The sequence below is a fragment of the Pantoea sp. JGM49 genome, assembly GCF_018257655.1.
GTDB lineage: Bacteria > Pseudomonadota > Gammaproteobacteria > Enterobacterales > Enterobacteriaceae > Pantoea > Pantoea communis.
In genome coordinates this window covers 53,798-69,447 of record NZ_JAERJM010000005.1, presented here as the reverse complement: position 1 = coordinate 69,447, position 15,650 = coordinate 53,798, and the positions used below count along the sequence as shown (strand labels likewise).

General features: G+C 54.9%; 19 protein-coding genes and 1 other RNA gene. 14 read left to right on the top strand and 6 right to left on the bottom strand.

Annotated elements, in window-relative coordinates; all coding sequences use genetic code 11:
* Positions 1-69 precede the first annotated feature (69 nt).
* The 9 genes from exuR (at position 70) to JK231_RS10470 (ending at position 5,440) form a co-directional block, all read left to right on the top strand.
* On the top strand, positions 70-843 hold the full coding sequence (gene exuR / locus JK231_RS10510; protein ID WP_034829188.1) for a transcriptional regulator ExuR: 774 nt from the start codon (positions 70-72) through the stop codon (positions 841-843).
* A gap of 320 nt (positions 844-1,163) precedes the next feature.
* On the top strand, positions 1,164-1,841 hold the full coding sequence (locus JK231_RS10505; protein ID WP_034829190.1) for a DedA family protein: 678 nt from the start codon (positions 1,164-1,166) through the stop codon (positions 1,839-1,841).
* On the top strand, positions 1,838-2,206 hold the full coding sequence (mzrA, locus tag JK231_RS10500; RefSeq protein WP_211728492.1) for an EnvZ/OmpR regulon moderator MzrA: 369 nt from the start codon (positions 1,838-1,840) through the stop codon (positions 2,204-2,206). The genes JK231_RS10505 and mzrA overlap by 4 nt, the downstream gene beginning before the upstream one ends.
* A 172-nt stretch (positions 2,207-2,378) precedes the next feature.
* The gene (locus tag JK231_RS10495) at positions 2,379-2,750 is read left to right on the top strand and encodes a DUF1090 domain-containing protein (protein WP_097119530.1); all 372 of its coding nucleotides are present in this window, start codon (positions 2,379-2,381) and stop codon (positions 2,748-2,750) included.
* A gap of 34 nt (positions 2,751-2,784) precedes the next feature.
* Positions 2,785-3,090, top strand: a complete 306-nt coding sequence (locus JK231_RS10490) for a YqjD family protein (protein ID WP_034829194.1) — start codon at positions 2,785-2,787, stop codon at positions 3,088-3,090.
* A gap of 1 nt (position 3,091) precedes the next feature.
* Positions 3,092-3,487, top strand: a complete 396-nt coding sequence (locus JK231_RS10485) for a phage holin family protein (protein WP_045814842.1) — start codon at positions 3,092-3,094, stop codon at positions 3,485-3,487.
* The gene (locus tag JK231_RS10480; RefSeq protein WP_038644523.1) at positions 3,484-3,768 is read left to right on the top strand and encodes a YqjK-like family protein; all 285 of its coding nucleotides are present in this window, start codon (positions 3,484-3,486) and stop codon (positions 3,766-3,768) included. Before JK231_RS10485 ends, JK231_RS10480 begins: the two co-directional genes overlap by 4 nt.
* 206 nt (positions 3,769-3,974) lie before the next feature.
* Positions 3,975-4,385, top strand: a complete 411-nt coding sequence (locus tag JK231_RS10475) for a DoxX family protein (RefSeq protein WP_034829198.1) — start codon at positions 3,975-3,977, stop codon at positions 4,383-4,385.
* Between the two features lie 80 nt (positions 4,386-4,465).
* Positions 4,466-5,440 (top strand): glutathione S-transferase family protein, encoded by a 975-nt coding sequence (locus tag JK231_RS10470; protein ID WP_097119528.1) that lies wholly within the window; start codon positions 4,466-4,468, stop codon positions 5,438-5,440.
* Positions 5,441-5,587: 147 nt separating this feature from the next.
* Here the strand turns inward: JK231_RS10470 and mdtI are convergent, their stop codons facing one another.
* The 4 genes from mdtI to rsmI form a co-directional block, all read right to left on the bottom strand.
* The gene (gene mdtI / locus JK231_RS10465) at positions 5,588-5,917 is read right to left on the bottom strand and encodes a multidrug/spermidine efflux SMR transporter subunit MdtI (RefSeq protein ID WP_097119526.1); all 330 of its coding nucleotides are present in this window, start codon (positions 5,915-5,917) and stop codon (positions 5,588-5,590) included.
* Positions 5,904-6,254 carry a multidrug/spermidine efflux SMR transporter subunit MdtJ gene (mdtJ, locus tag JK231_RS10460; protein WP_034829204.1) on the bottom strand — a complete coding sequence of 117 codons (351 nt, stop codon included), beginning with the start codon at positions 6,252-6,254 and terminating at the stop codon, positions 5,904-5,906. The genes mdtI and mdtJ overlap by 14 nt, the downstream gene beginning before the upstream one ends.
* Positions 6,255-6,840: 586 nt before the next feature.
* Positions 6,841-7,217: RNase P RNA component class A (gene rnpB / locus JK231_RS10455), an RNA gene on the bottom strand.
* A gap of 33 nt (positions 7,218-7,250) precedes the next feature.
* The gene (rsmI, locus tag JK231_RS10450) at positions 7,251-8,114 is read right to left on the bottom strand and encodes a 16S rRNA (cytidine(1402)-2'-O)-methyltransferase (RefSeq protein WP_097119524.1); all 864 of its coding nucleotides are present in this window, start codon (positions 8,112-8,114) and stop codon (positions 7,251-7,253) included.
* A gap of 62 nt (positions 8,115-8,176) precedes the next feature.
* On the opposite strand from rsmI, the gene JK231_RS10445 reads away from it, so the two are divergent.
* The 4 genes from JK231_RS10445 to dolP are packed head-to-tail and all read left to right on the top strand — an operon-like array spanning position 8,177 to position 11,794.
* Positions 8,177-10,252, top strand: coding sequence for a penicillin-binding protein activator (locus JK231_RS10445; protein WP_211728491.1), 2,076 nt, complete (start codon positions 8,177-8,179; stop codon positions 10,250-10,252).
* Positions 10,210-10,605, top strand: coding sequence for a YraN family protein (locus tag JK231_RS10440; RefSeq protein WP_097119518.1), 396 nt, complete (start codon positions 10,210-10,212; stop codon positions 10,603-10,605). Before JK231_RS10445 ends, JK231_RS10440 begins: the two co-directional genes overlap by 43 nt.
* 14 nt (positions 10,606-10,619) lie before the next feature.
* A complete protein-coding gene (gene diaA, locus JK231_RS10435; protein WP_034829211.1) occupies positions 10,620-11,207 on the top strand; it encodes a DnaA initiator-associating protein DiaA in 588 nt (195 codons plus the stop codon).
* A 14-nt stretch (positions 11,208-11,221) separates the two neighbouring features.
* Entirely contained in the window at positions 11,222-11,794 is a 573-nt protein-coding gene (gene dolP / locus JK231_RS10430; protein ID WP_034829213.1) for a division/outer membrane stress-associated lipid-binding lipoprotein, read from the top strand.
* A gap of 71 nt (positions 11,795-11,865) precedes the next feature.
* Here the strand turns inward: dolP and JK231_RS10425 are convergent, their stop codons facing one another.
* Positions 11,866-12,567 carry a pirin family protein gene (locus tag JK231_RS10425; RefSeq protein WP_160833726.1) on the bottom strand — a complete coding sequence of 234 codons (702 nt, stop codon included), beginning with the start codon at positions 12,565-12,567 and terminating at the stop codon, positions 11,866-11,868.
* Positions 12,568-12,696: 129 nt separating this feature from the next.
* Here JK231_RS10425 and JK231_RS10420 point away from each other — a divergent pair, with 129 nt between their 5' ends.
* A complete protein-coding gene (locus JK231_RS10420) occupies positions 12,697-13,599 on the top strand; it encodes a LysR family transcriptional regulator (RefSeq protein WP_038644506.1) in 903 nt (300 codons plus the stop codon).
* A gap of 127 nt (positions 13,600-13,726) precedes the next feature.
* Here JK231_RS10420 and JK231_RS10415 read toward each other — a convergent pair whose 3' ends face one another.
* Positions 13,727-15,637 (bottom strand): PRD domain-containing protein, encoded by a 1,911-nt coding sequence (locus JK231_RS10415; protein ID WP_211728490.1) that lies wholly within the window; start codon positions 15,635-15,637, stop codon positions 13,727-13,729.
* Positions 15,638-15,650 lie beyond the last annotated feature (13 nt).

Below are 15,650 nucleotides of genomic sequence, written 5' to 3'. Positions count from 1 at the left end.
CAGCCCATTTCCTCCACCCGGTCAAAGTGGTATAACAACTCATCCTTCCCTGCCACAGCGAACCGCGCAATGGATCTGAACGAATCCCGTCGTCTTTACCAACAACTCGCCAGTGAACTCAAACGTCGTATCGAGGCGGATGATTATCGCGTGGGCGATAAGCTGCCTGCTGAACGCCTGATCGCTGAAGAGATGGAAGTCAGCCGCACTGTGGTTCGCGAAGCCATCATTATGCTGGAAGTGGAAGGGTATGTTGAAGTACGTAAAGGCTCAGGCATCCACGTCATCAGCAATCAACAGCAAAACCGCGAGACCACCCCCAGCCAGCTGGAATTTGCCAGCTTCGGCCCCTTTGAGCTGTTACAGGCGCGCCAGCTAATTGAAAGTAACGTGGCCGAGTTTGCCGCCACCCAGGTCACGCGTCAGGACATCATGGCGTTGATGGCGATTCAGGAAAAAGCCCGCCAGGAAGACCATTCACGTGATTCAGAATGGGATATGCATTTCCACGTCCGCATCGCGCAATCCACGCAAAACAGCGCGCTCGCCGCGATTGTCGAGAAGATGTGGTTGCATCGCCTGCACAACCCTTATTGGCTCAAGCTGCACGAACATATTGATGCGCGCAACATCACCAGCTGGTGCGACGATCATGACCAGATTCTGAAAGCACTCATGCGCAAAGATCCCGCCGCCAGTAAGCTGGCAATGTGGCAGCACCTGGAAAATACTAAACAGATGCTGTTTAACGCCACCGCCGACGATTTTGAATTTAATGTCGACCGTTACATGTTTGCGGAAAATCCTGTCATCCTGCCGGAAGGTAATGACAATTCTTATTGATTCTGCTGCATTTCCAGGCGAATAAGTCAGTTAATCTGCAATAGTGTCAGCTCATGTAAAGCTCCTTTTGAGCATCTGCGTCAAAAGGTAAAACTCCTGTGCGAGCGCCACTTTACACTGTCTGACCTGCGTGATTTTTGTTACAGTTATCGCCCTTTTCTTACCCTTTGCGACAGGGCTTTAAAAAGTCGCTGATTTAACAATCAATTCTGGATGGATCCGGAAACCCGCAACGGCTGCATACCAAAAATGTATAACCAAGCCAGCCTGCGCCTCAGCCCCTTACGGGCACGTTTAACAATGATGTTCAGGAATGATTGATGGATATTTTGAAAGCATTGCTGCATGCCTTGTGGCAGCAGGATTACGAAATGCTCTCCGACCCGACACTGGTTTGGGCCATTTATGGCGTGCTGTTCTTGATCCTGTTTCTCGAGAATGGCCTGCTACCCGCCGCGTTTCTGCCCGGCGATAGTCTATTGATTTTAGTCGGTGTTTTGATTGCCAAAGGCACCATGGGTTTCCCGCTGACCATCCTGATTTTGACCACCGGCGCCAGTCTGGGCTGTTGGGTAAGTTACATTCAGGGCCGATGGCTAGGGAATACGCCAACGGTACAGAAGTGGCTCTCGCACCTTCCGGCGCAATATCATCAACGCGCGCACAGCTTATTCCATCGCCATGGTCTTTCGGCCTTGCTGATCGGTCGGTTCATTGCCTTTGTGCGCACCCTACTGCCGACCATAGCGGGGCTTTCTGGCCTGAGTAATGCACGCTTTCAGTTCTTCAACTGGATGAGCGGCTTCCTGTGGGTGCTGATTCTGACGGTACTGGGCTTCGCGCTGGGTAAAACGCCGATTTTCCGCCGCTATGAAGATGAACTGATGTTCTGCCTGATGCTGTTACCGCTGGTATTGCTGGTGATTGGTCTGGTGGGCTCTCTGGTGGTGCTGTGGCGTAAACGTCAGTCTTCACGCAACGGGAATTCACAGCCATGATCAGATTCCGTGGATTCCCAAGGCGCTTCGTGCCCTGGGCACTTGGCGCTGCGCTGGCGCTGCTGGCGGTGATCTTTGTACCTTCGATGTTGCAGCACGATACCGTGGTACAGATTCGCGTCGCACACAATGGCACCAATTTGCCGGATGGCTTTTATCTGTATCAGCAGCTGAGTGCGCAAGGTGTGCGTATCAAAAGCATTACACCTGCGGGCGATGCGCTGCTGATTCATTTCGAAAATGAAGAACAAAGCCTTGCCGCCCAAAAAGTGCTGAAACGCTTGCTACCACAGGGCTTTGTCGTTGCAAGCGGACCGCAGGCTTCGCAGCAAGTACCTGACAGTAACCGCCCAACTTATAGCTGATTTCCACCGTCTGATGACAAGCCAGACGGTGAATCAATCCTCGCTATCCCCGCGTCTTCGTTGAATTTTTTCGTCTGCTGTCTATGCTTAAAGGTAGCGCGAGTTAAGATAAGCTGGGACGCTTCTCCTGCCCGGTTTGCGGCAGGTCATCAACAATGGAAGGTAAAACCTGATGAAACATCAATTACTGCTGGGTGCTATTCTGTTCTCTCTCTCGGGATCTCTGATGGCAGCTGAAACGCTGTGTCAGCAGAAAGAACACGATATTCAGCGTGAAATCGACATGGCTAAACAGCACGATAACCAGCGCCGTGTGACCGGGCTGGAGCGCGCGCTCACTGAAGTACGTGCGAATTGTACTGATGAAAGACTGAAGTCAGCCCACAGCGAACGCATTGCAGAGCAAAAACACAAAATTGCGGAACGTGAGCGTGAGTTGAAGGAAGAGCGTCAGGATGGCGACAAAGATAAGATTGAGAAGCGCGAACGTAAGCTGGAAGAGGCACAGCACGAGCTGAAAAAGCTTGAAGCTGAGCCTTACTAATCGGACTTAAATAAATGATGTAATGGAGAACTTCATGTCTAAAGACACCACATCTGAACATCTGCGTGCGGAACTGAAAAACCTTGCTGACACCCTGGAAGAAGTACTGAGCAGCTCGGCGGATAAATCGAAAACCGAGCTGGACAAACTGCGCAGCAAAGCGCGCGGCGCGATTGAAAGTTCGCGTGAGCGCCTGGGCGATTCCGGTGAGCGCATCGCGCAATCCACGCGTGAAGCGGCAGAGAAGGCCGACGAGTATGTGCGCGATAATCCGTGGCACGGCGTAGGCATCGGTGCAGCTGTCGGTGTACTGATCGGCATCCTGATCTCACGTCGTTGATATGAGCGATAGTCAGAGCCACGGCCCAGGCAAAGGGGTCTTCAACATCGGTCAGCGCGTCGTCACTACCTTAGTGAGTATGGTGGAAACGCGCGTCCGTCTGGCGATTGTTGAGCTAGAGGAGGAGAAAGCCAATCTGATTCAAATGCTGATGATGGTTGGGTTGACGATGCTGTTTACCGCTTTTGGTTTAATGAGCCTGATGGTGCTGATCATCTGGGCGGTGGATGCGCAGTATCGGCTGATGGCGATTGCCATTACCACCGCCGTGCTGTTTGCGCTGGCGCTGATATTTGGTGTGTGGACACTGTATAAGTCACGCCAGTCAACGTTGCTGCGGCATACCCGCAAGGAGCTGGAAACCGATCGCAGCTTGCTGGAGGAGCATCGCTCATGAGCCGTCGTGAACGTGAAGCACGCATTCATGAATTGTTGAATCAGGTTCAGCAGCAGCGATTGGATCTCAGTGCTGCACGCCGTGACTGGCTGGATGGCACCGCTCACTACGATCGCGGCTGGCTAACGTTTCTCAGCTTACGCCGCTATCTGGCAATTGGCAGCAGCGCGCTGGCCATCTGGTCAATCCGCAGTCCTAACCGTATTTTGCGCTGGGCAAAACGCGGTTTTGGTCTTTGGAGTACCTGGCGCATGATTAAATCCACGCTCGAACCTCGCTAACGCCTTCATTTGAAACCGGATCTAAAAAATCCGGTTTTTCTTTATCAAAATCCCTGAACAACATTGACAGTTTAACTCGCTTACAACTGTTGCAACCTGCGACTATCATCTTCCTCCATCAGCCCAACGAATTGCGACCTGCGATTCAGCGGGATCAAAACCTTGCAGGCCAACAACCTGCTTCTTAATTCTTGTTGGAGTAAATGATGAAAAAATTCGAAGACTCAGGCCTGCTGCTGGCACGTGTATTAATGACCATTCTGTTCATCACTGCGGGCTGGGGCAAAATCACCGGTTATGCCGGTACCGCGCAATACATGCAGGCGATGGGCGTCCCGGGCTTCTTATTGCCGCTGGTTATTCTGCTGGAGTTCGGCGGCGGTCTGGCAATTCTGTTCGGTTTCCTGACGCGTTTCACCGCACTGTTCACTGCGGGCTTCACTCTGCTGACTGCGTTCCTGTTCCACAGCAACTTTGCTGAAGGCGTTAACCAGCTGATGTTCATGAAAAACCTGTCCATCGCCGGTGGTTTCCTGGTGCTGGGTCTGGTAGGTCCAGGTGCTTACAGCATCGACCGTCTGATTCGTGCTCGTTTCGCACCAGCAGCCGCACGCTAAGCACACAAGCGCTGCCAGAACACATATACTGATTTGCAGGGGCGGGGATTTTCCCCGCCCTTTTTCTTTATGGAGGGCTTATGGGACAACTGATTGACGGTGTATGGCATGACACCTGGTACGATACGAAGTCAACCGGTGGCCGCTTCAAACGCACAGAAGCAGTCTGGCGCAACTGGATCACCGCAGATGGCAGTGCTGGCCCCACCGGCAAGGCGGGTTTCGCTGCCGAGCGCGATCGCTATCATCTTTATGTTTCTCTTGCCTGTCCGTGGGCACACCGCACGCTGCTGATGCGCCAGCTTAAAGGGCTGGAAGAGATGATTTCCGTCTCAGTGGTGCATCCATTGATGCTGGAAAACGGCTGGACCTTCGACGACGATTTCCCGGACGCAACCGGCGACTCTCTGTATCAAAACGAATTCCTCTATCAGCTCTACCTGCACGCCGACCCGCAATATACAGGCCGCGTGACCGTTCCGGTGCTGTGGGATAAAACTCAGCACACCATCGTCAGCAATGAATCGGCTGATATCATCCGTATGCTCAACACGGCCTTCGATGCACAAGGTGCCCGCGCCGGAGATTATTATCCGCCGACGTTGCGCGATAAGATCGATGAGCTGAACGGTTGGATTTACGACACGGTGAACAATGGCGTGTATAAGAGCGGATTCGCGACCTCGCAGGCGGCCTATGATGAATCAGTCACCGCGCTGTTCCATTCGCTGGCGCGACTTGAGCAGATCCTCGGCCAGCATCGCTATCTGGCTGGTGATCGCCTGACGGAAGCGGATTTGCGTTTATGGACCACCTTAGTCCGCTTCGACCCGGTGTATGTCACGCATTTCAAGTGCGACCGTCACCGCATCAGTGATTACCGCAATTTGAGCGGCTTTCTGCGTGATATCTACCAGATGCCGGGCATCGCCGATACAGTGAATCTGCCGCATATTCGCCATCACTATTACTGTAGCCACAAGACCATCAACCCGAGCGGCGTAATTTCGCTGGGCCCGGCGTTTGACTGGGATGAGCCACACGGCCGCGGTTGAGGTTAGTGGGGATCATTGCGTTCAACACACTCCTTTTTTAAGGAGTGTGTTGTGCAGGTTTTAAAAGGTGGAATACGAGGTGAACCGCCTGACACTCCATTTCTTCATGCGCGTTAGCCGCTAAGTGTCAGGCCGATGTGCCCACTTTTAAGCAAACTTAATCAGCACCATCCCAGCAATCAGCAATCCCACCCCTAACCAGCCGATGCGATTCAGACGTTGACCAAACAGTACCCAACCAGCCGCTACCGTTGCCACCAGACCAAAACCACCCCACAGTGCATAAGCCACTGAGAGATCGATCCCTTTCACCGCTTGTGACAACGCACTGAATGCCCCCAGCACCGCGACCAGTGAGAGCAGGCCGTAAATGACACGGCGGAAACCATCGGAGTATTTGAGAAAGATATTCGCGACGATCTCCAGCCCAATCGCCAGTGCAAGCCAGGTAACGTGCGCCGCATTAAACGTGGCCATGTTGCAGCTCCTTGCGTGTCAGCGTGCCAGATTTGATTAGCGCAATTCCCGCCACCAGCGTGATTAAGCCCGCCACCTTCATCAGCGATAAGGGTTCATCGAACAGCGTGACGCTGAACAGGGTGATAAACAGAATGCCGATACCTTCCCACATCGCATAGGCCACGCCTAAAGCGATACGTTTTACGGCGAAAGACAGGAAAATATAAGAGAGCGCAATCATCACCAGCATAAAAATAAAACCCGCGTTGTCGTCATTGACGCTGGCCCATTTCATAGAGAGCGTGCCGGTTATTTCAGCCAGGATAGCTAAAACCAATAAAAGCCAATAGCGCATACTTTCTCTCCTTAAGAGAAATAAAGAACTATCACGCGAAATAAACGCATGTGAAATTTTAAGAATATTTTTAAATAAGGAGAGTGTGGCGCTAAAGCGCGAAGCGCCAGTGCTGGTCGCAGATCGAGCAGTGGAAGAGTGCAGGAAGGTCAGTAGAAATAGCCATCATTGGGGCGAATATTTTGTCCATAATTTTACAACTTATCCACGTTGTTGCTTTTCGTCGATGTGGATGAATAATTGTCCTCGGTAGTGAAACACGCGCCTATTCTGGCATAAGGTTTATTTTGTTATGCGGGATTTTCATTTCTTTACGCTTTGGCATTTTTTATTCTCTGCGAACGAGAATTTATTTTAATTATTGTTATGCCGCGTTCTTTTCATAGAGAGTGGAGTGGACAGTCATTCATCTTGCCGCCGTACGCCAGATAGCAAAAACCCCGCCGAAGCGGGGTTTTCACATGAAAAAGTCGAAACTGACTGATAAGCCGCGTTCTTTTCATAGAGAGTGGAGTGGACAGTCATTCATCTTGCGCCGTACGCCAGATAGCAAAAACCCCGCCGGGGCGGGGTTTTTCCATCAAGAAGTCGAAACTGACCGATAAGCCGGGTTCTGTCGTGGACAGTCATTCATCTAGGCCAGCAATCGCTCACTGGCTCAAGCAGCCTACCCGGGTTCAGTACGGGCCGTACCTTGTGAACCCCTATTTGGCCTTGCTCCGGGTGGAGTTTACCGTGCCACGAACTGTTGCCAGCCGCGCGGTGCGCTCTTACCGCACCCTTTCACCCTTACCTGATCCCATTACTGGGCCATCGGCGGTTTGCTCTCTGTTGCACTGGTCGTAGGCTTGCGCCCCCCAGGCGTTACCTGGCACCCTGCCCTATGGAGCCCGGACTTTCCTCCCCTCTGCCCGTCTCCCCCGAAAGGGACGACGACAAAGCGGCGACTGTCTGGTCAGCTTCGGCGCGGGATAATAGGCGATCCGCCCGCATTTGTCACGCCTCTTGCTGCTCCAGCGCGTACTTATACAGGGCGTTCTTCTTAACGCCATGAATTTCCGCCGTTAACGCAGCGGCTTTTTTCAGCGGCAGCTCAGTTTGCAGCAACGCCAGGGTTCGCAACGCTTCGGCAGGCAGCGCTTCTTCATCGGCCTTGTGCCCTTCAACAATCAGCACCATCTCGCCTTTGCGACGGTTTTCGTCTTCCAGTACCCAGGCCAGCAGTTCGCCCACCGGCGCGCCCTGGATGGTTTCCCAGGTTTTGGTGATTTCACGCGCCAGCACCACATAGCGATCGGCACCCCATACGCTCACCATATCTTGCAGGCTATCGATCAAACGGTGAGTAGATTCATAAAAAATGAGGGTACGTGGCTCATTCTCAAGGGAGCGCAGCACATCGCAGCGGCCTTTGCTCTTGGCGGGCAGAAATCCTTCGTAACAGAAACGATCTGACGGTAACCCCGCCGCGCTTAATGCTGTGATAGCCGCGCAGGCACCCGGCAACGGAACCACGCGCACACCTGCTTCACGGCAGCAACGCACCAGATGATAGCCCGGATCGTTGATTAACGGCGTGCCCGCATCAGAGACCAGCGCTATGCTCTGGCCTTCTTGCAGCTTGGCTAACAACACTTCTGCTTTCTGTTGTTCGTTGTGGTCGTGAAGTGCGAACAGTCGCGCATTGATGGCGAAATGTTGTAGCAACAGCCCGGTATGACGTGTATCTTCCGCTGCGACCAGATCGACGCTCGCAAGCACCGTCAGCGCACGCTGCGTGATATCACCCAGGTTACCGATCGGGGTAGGAACGATATAGAGCGTGCTGGCAGAAATCTCTGCCCGATCGAGTTGTTTCATTGTTTCATCCGAATTGCCGATTTAATATTGAGCATCTAGAAAAAAACATCACTGGATACAGTATGCTTCCTTCAAAAGTCGTACGTCATAAAGCAGGACGCTTTGTACCTGTTCTTCTCGCTGGACTGATTTTAGCCGCCTGTAGCGGCCAGGGACCGCAGCAAACCTCCAACGTCAATATTCAGGGGCCTGCTACTGGCCGGTCTGACTATTATCTGCAGCAGGTGCAGCAAAGCAGCGATGATAGCAAGACCGACTGGCAATTACTTGCCATCCGTGCCCTGTTGAAGGAAGGAAAGTATCCGCAGGCTAACGATCAGATCTCGCAACTGCCACAGCAACTCTCTGCAGTGCAGCAGCAGGAGCTGCAATTACTGCGCGCGCAGATGCAGATTGGTCAGCAGGATTTCGGCGGCGCTCAGCAGACGCTGGGTCAGGTGAAGACTGATGGCCTGTCTCAGGATCAGCAGGTGCGCTACTACGCACTGCAAATCGCTGCGGCGCAAAATCGCCCTTCACTCGCGCTCTTACGCGCCTATATTGCTCAGGAGCCGTTGCTGCAAGGCGCCGACCACCAGAGCAATATTGACGCCACCTGGCAAGCTCTGACGCAAATGACGCAGGATCAGCTGAACAGCCTGGTGATTAACGCCAATGAGAACACCCTGCAAGGCTGGCTGGATCTGCTCAACACCTGGCATACCAACAGCCAGGATCCGCAGATGCTGAAAGCGGCGATCAAAGACTGGCAGACACGTTATCCGCAAAACCCGGGTGCGAAAACATTACCAACTCAGCTTAGCCAGGTGCAAAACTTCACCAAAGCCTCGACCAGCACCATCGCGCTGCTGCTGCCGCTGAATGGCCAGGCACAGGTTTTTGCCAATGCGATTCAGAAAGGTTTTAACGATGCTAAAAATGGCGTGTTAACTGCACCAGCCCCGCAACCCGCCCCTGCTGCTACCGCGGCAACCGATGCCAATGGCCAGCCGTCAGCACAACAGCCTGGCGACGCGAACGCACAACAGCCTGCCGATGCTAACGCTGCCGCTAACACGGTTGTCAGCCCGGCCATGGCGGGCAATATGCCACCGCAGACCGAACAGCCGCAGGCTGCCGCACAACCGGCGACAACGGCGGCTCAACCGGACAGCAGCGCGCAAGTGAAAGTCTATGACACCAGCAGCCAGCCGATTGCTCAGGTAATGCAGCAGGCGCAGCAGGATGGCGCGACCATCGTGGTAGGCCCACTGTTGAAAAACGAGGTGGAATCGGTGGTGAACAGCCAGACGCCACTCAACGTGCTGGCGCTGAACGAGCCAGAACAGATCCAGAACCATCCGAATATTTGTTATTTTGCGCTTTCTCCTGAAGACGAAGCGCGCGATGCCGCGCACCATATCTACGAGCAAGGCAAACGCCAGCCATTACTGCTGGTACCGCGTAGCAGCTATGGCGATCGCGTCAGCAAGGCGTTCGCACAGGAGTGGCAGAAACTTGGCGGTTCCACCGTACTGCAACAGCGTTTCGGTGGCGTTTCTGAGCTGAAACAAGGTATTAATAGCGGAGCGGGTATCGCATTGAGTGGCACGCCGCTGACGGTTGAACAGCCGCAGTCTGCCGCCGTGGCTGTTGCGGGCCTGACCATTCCAGCGCCGCAAACCACCCCGCCAGCGCCAACGACCGATGCCAGCGGCGGCAGTGTGGATGCAGTGTACATCGTGGCCAGCCAGGACGAGCTGCAACTGATCAAGCCGATGATTGCGATGCGCACCAGCAGCCGCAACAACATCGCACTGTATGCAAGCTCACGCAGTGCGCAGGCGGGTGCCGGTCCAGACTTCCGTCTGGAAATGGATGGCCTGCAGTTCAGTGATATTCCGCTGCTCTCCGGTAACAATCCGGGTCTGATGCAGCAGGCGGCGAAGTCGTTTAACAACGATTATTCGCTGGTTCGCCTCTACGCGATGGGCATTGATGCCTGGACGCTGGCGAATCACTTTAACCAGATGCGCCAGGTGCCTGGTTTTGCCATTGATGGCAACACTGGCAAACTGAGCGCCGACACGGATTGCGTGATCAACAGGAAGTTGGCATGGAACCAGTATCGTCAGGGACAAATCGTTCCAGTGCAGTAAACCGCCAGCGCATTGGCGCTGAGCAGGAGCAGCAGGCGCGTGGCTATCTGGAGCGCGCCGGGCTGCGATGGGTTGCCAGCAACGTGCGTTGCCGCAGTGGGGAAATTGATCTCATTATGCGAGACGCCGATTGCTGGGTGTTTGTCGAAGTGCGCTATCGACGCGATGCGCGCTACGGCGGTGCCGCCGCCAGCGTGACGCGCCAGAAACAACAAAAGCTGCTGCGTACCGCTGCATGGTGGTTGCTGGCACGCGGCGGCAGTTTTGATACGGTGAATTGCCGTTTTGACATCATTGCCATTACCGGGCGTGAGCTGGAATGGCTGCCCGATGCCTTTAATGCCGATGGATAGAACCAGGTGGTCTTGTGCAGGACAGAATTAAAGCGTGTTTTACCGAAAGTATTCAGACTCAAATCGCCGCTGCGGAGGCACTGCCGGATGCGATTTCTCGCGCCGCTATGACGCTGGTGCAGTCGCTGCTGAACGGTAACAAAATCCTGAGTTGTGGTAACGGTGCTTCATCGGCCAATGCTCAGCATTTTGCCGCCAGTATGATTAACCGTTTTGAGACCGAGCGCCCCAGCCTGCCTGCGCTGGCACTTAGCGCCGACAATGTCATGCTGACGGCGATCGGCAACGATCGTCTCCACGATGAAGTTTATGCCAAGCAGGTTCGCGCGCTTGGTCAGGCCGGTGATGTGCTGCTGGCTATTTCAACCCGTGGCAACACCCGCGATATTGTTAAAGCGGTTGAAGCTGCGGTGACTCGCGATATGACTATCGTCGCGTTGACCGGCCATGATGGCGGTGAGCTGGCGGGCCTGTTGGGTCCGCACGATGTGGAAATTCGCATTCCGTCACATCGCAGCGCACGCATTCAGGAGATGCATATGCTGACGCTGAACTGCCTGTGTGATTTGATTGATAACACTTTGTTCCCACACCAGGAATGACTGAAGGAGCTCAAATGAAAGCATTGAACGCTGTCGCCATTCTTTTAACCGCCATGATGCTGCAAGGCTGTGTTGCCGTTGTGGCAGGCGGCGCCGCTGTGGCGACCAAAACCGCAACGGACCCGCGCACCGTCGGTACGCAAGTGGATGATGGTACGCTGGAACTGCGTGTCAGTAACGCACTGGCTAAAGATGAACAAATCAAAAACCAGGCGCGCGTCGTGGTCACCGCTTATCAGGGCAAAGTGCTGCTGACCGGTCAATCGCCATCGGCTGATTTGGCGAGCCGCGCCAAGCAGATTGCCATGGGCGTGGATGGTGCCACCGAGGTGTATAACGAAATCCGCACTGGCCAGAAAGTGAGCCTCGGCACGTCATCATCCGATACCTGGATCACCACCAAAATCCGCTCACAGCTGCTGGGTAGCGATCAGGTGAAATCATCGAACGTGAAAGTGACCACGGAAAACGGTGAAGTGTTCCTGCTCGGTCTGGTGACACAACAGGAAGCCACTGCGGCGGCCGATGTGGCCAGTCGTGTAAGCGGTGTGAAACACGTAACGACCGCGTTCACCATCCTGAAGTAATCTGCATCTGACGGGCGCAGTCAGCTGCGCCCCGACCACAGACAAGGGCAGCCTCAGCGGGCTGCCTTTTTTTATGCCGGTAAATCGATGACGAGAGCACGTAGCGGCGTTTTCGCCTGCAACGTAATCTGCTGTTCTTCACTCAAGAACGCGCCGTCACCGCAGCTCAGTAACTCCTGATTGGCGCTACTTGCCTGCAGATCCAACGAACCGTGGATAGATTGCAGATAGGCACGAGGGCCGTTCAGTTTCACCATATGCTGCTCACCGGGTGCGAGTATCACCTGATGGACCCAAACTTGCTGACGCAGTTGCAGGCTGCCATCCACGCCGTCTGGCGAGGCCAGCAAGAAACGGGTCTGCTGCGGCACAGCGATTTTCTGCAGCAGCGGATTCTCTCGATCCGGGCAGGCCGCCAGCCACAGCTGCATGCGTGTTAGCGGGTGATCTTTGCTGATGTTGATTTCGCTGTAGTTCACACCCTGACGTGCCGACAGCAGCATGGCCTCGCCTTCCCGCGCGACCAGGTGGTTACCTTCGCTGTCGCGGTATTCTGCTTCGCCCTGCAACACCAGGTTCAGCACATCCACCTGCGGATAGCTGCGTGGCTGGAACGCCGCACCGGGTGCCAGCACTTCCTGATTAAGCACACGCAATGAGGCGTAGCCCATTAATTTCGGGTCAAAATAGTGGCCAAAAGAGAAGCTGTATCGCGCCTGCAACCAACCGAAATCGGCCTGGCCACATGCTGACGCGCAGCGGGTTGTCATCATGATTTACCTCCGACGCACTGCGGTGAGATTCGACCACAGGCTTTATACGTTAATGGTAAAAGGCTGGACGCCGGATTGTTAGCCAGTTAATCTGCCTGGCATATTCAAATTTACTGACAGAGAACCGGCATGGCAAAAGACCGCGCGTTAACCCTCGAAGCTTTACGTGTGATGGATGCTATCGACCGTCGTGGTAGCTTTGCTGCGGCAGCCGATGAACTGGGCCGCGTTCCCTCTGCATTGAGCTATACCATGCAGAAACTGGAAGAAGAGCTGGACGTGGTGCTGTTTGACCGCTCCGGCCATCGCACCAAGTTCACCAATGTCGGGCGTATGCTACTGGAGCGTGGGCGCGTGCTGCTGGAAGCGGCCGATAAACTCACCACCGATGCCGAAGCGCTGGCTCGCGGTTGGGAAACCCATCTCACCATTGTGGCCGAAGCACTGATCCCCACCAATCTGCTGTTTCCTGTCGTTGAAAAGCTGGCTGAGAAAGCCAACACGCAGATTTCGCTGGTGACGGAAGTGCTGGCCGGTGCCTGGGAGCGTCTTGAACAGGGCCGCGCGGACATCGTGATAGCGCCTGATATGCATTTCCGTGCATCAACCGAGATCAACACCCGTAAGCTCTACAGCATTATGAGCGTCTACGTGGCCAGTCCGGATCACCCGATTCATCAGGAAGCCGAGCCGCTGTCTGAAGTGACGCGCGTGAAGTATCGCGGCATCGCGGTGGCGGATACCGCGCGCGAACGCCCGGTGTTAACGGTGCAGCTGCTGGATAAACAGCAACGCCTGACGGTGAGTAGCATGGACGATAAACGCCGAGCGCTGCTGGCAGGATTGGGTGTCGCCACCATGCCTTATCCGATGGTGGAACAGGATATCGCCGAAGGCCGTCTGCGTGTGGTGAGTGCCGAATACACCCGTGAGGTGGATATCATTATGGCATGGCGTCGCGATAGCATGGGTGAAGCCAAAGCGTGGTGCCTGCGTGAAATCCCGCGGTTGCTGGCGAAGCAGCGTAGCTGATTAAGACCAGGCCGGCATAAATACTGACTCTATCCCAACAGTGTAGCGGGATATTCATCGCAAACATCATGAGCCGGGATGCGTGCCGGACGTTGTAGTGCTGGCTTCATCCGGCCCTGGTTTACCATCACATCCGGCTCAGACAATCGATCGCCACCGCTTTAAAGCTGACGAAATCCGCGCAATCGCGCAATCGGGTCATCGCCCGCTCGCGCAGGAAAGTAACGAACAGATCGTAAATCGCCATCGCCTCTTCGTATTCGCTTTTGCTGATCGCCAGCAGGAAAATCACCGAAGCGGTTTCATCACCCCAGCTCACGCCATGCGGCGCCAGCACGGTATACACCACGGTTTTCTTCGCCAGCAATCCCAGTGAGTGTGGCAGCGCAATGCCTTCGCCGAGCAGGGTGCTGACAATCGCTTCTCGCTCTTCGACGGAGGGATAAAAGTCCGCATCCACACAGCCTTCTGACTCCAGCTGATCGCACAACACGCGGAACAGCGCGGATTGCGTCATCGGCTTATCCAGCACCATAAAGTGCTGTGCATCGAAGTATTTTTCCAGCATGTAAGGCCGTGTGCGATCCACCAGCACCAGCTTACCCAACTGCTCCAGCTGGAACTCGGTCGGGAACGGCGACATCACCGCAATCGGTTTATTCTTCTCACTCAAACGCACGGTGGAAATCACGAAATCTTCGTCAATGTGTTCGCGCATCTCGTAATCACGCTGCGACAAACGCGCCGTGACCACCAACTGCGGGTATTTACGCAGCAGCAGCGCTTCAATCATGCGCAGTGTGGAGTTGCCGCTGTCGCACACCAGCAGCACCTGCGGATGGCGTTGATAGCCGACATCGTAATGCCGCTCTAGCCCGACACCGATGTGCAGCACCAGAAAACCGATTTCGTTCTCGCTGATGCTGTACGGCGTGTACTTTCCCCAGCTGGTGACCGCCGCCAGCGTCACGTCATACGCCATCGGATAGTGCTGTTTGATGTTACTCAGCAGCGGGTTGGGGATGTGAATCTGGTAGCGCACCCGGGTAATCATAGTTTTGATATGGGTGAGCAGATCGGCCCGCAGCTGCTCATCCTGCTGCAAGCGGTAGTTGTAATGGGTGTTGATGTAGTTCAGCAGGTAATCGACTAACGCATCGGCGTCATCAGCATTAATGGTGCTGGGCGACAGCGCCTGAATCTGCCGGGCGGCGATATTGACGCGCAGCCAGTTCTCTTCCGCCTGCGAGATCGGTTTGCCGACCAGCGGATGCATCAGATTCACCAGATGATGCGCGGCTTCGCGCACCTCATCACCGACATCTTCTGCGCCGGGATCGTTGAGCGGGAAACCTTCGCTGATGCGTCGCACCGCCACCGCACAGTAAATTTGCAGATAGCGCTCGCCCTCATCGCTAAGGCGAATCGCGTGCTGATTAAAGCAGTGCTGCAGCAGCGGCTCCAGCTGCGCCAGGATGCCGCTGTGCAGCGCTTCCACCGTCAACAGCGGGCTGTCGGGCATCTCCTGATCAATTTGCCACAGCAAATCCGTCAGGCAGGTGCGGATCGCCGCTTCGCTGCCGAACAACTTCATGCCGTAATGCGGCTTGGTTTCGATATTCAGATGATAGCGGCCAAGCCATTCCCGCACCTCCGCCATGTCGCTTTGCAGGGTGGCACGGCTGACAAACCACTCTTCCGACAGGTCTTCAAGCTTGAGTGAATAGGCGGCGGTGAGAAAACGCGTGAGCAAATAGCGTACGCGATCCTGAGAAGTGCGCGGCACGCGCAGCGGCGCGGCGCTCTCTTCCTGCAGACGGTCAAAAAGCGCCACATCGTCGATCTTCAGCTGATATCCCGCGCCGCGCGCCAGTACGAACTGTGCGCCGTGTTGCTCCAGCAGCGCATTCAGCGCGGTGATATCGGTGCGCACCGTGCGCGTTGAAACTGAAAAGCGGCGCGCCAGTTCATCCTGTGGCAGCGTTTCGTTTTGCAGCGCAGCGAAAAGTTGGGCCAGACGCTGATTGGGAAATCTCACGGAGCTTCACCTG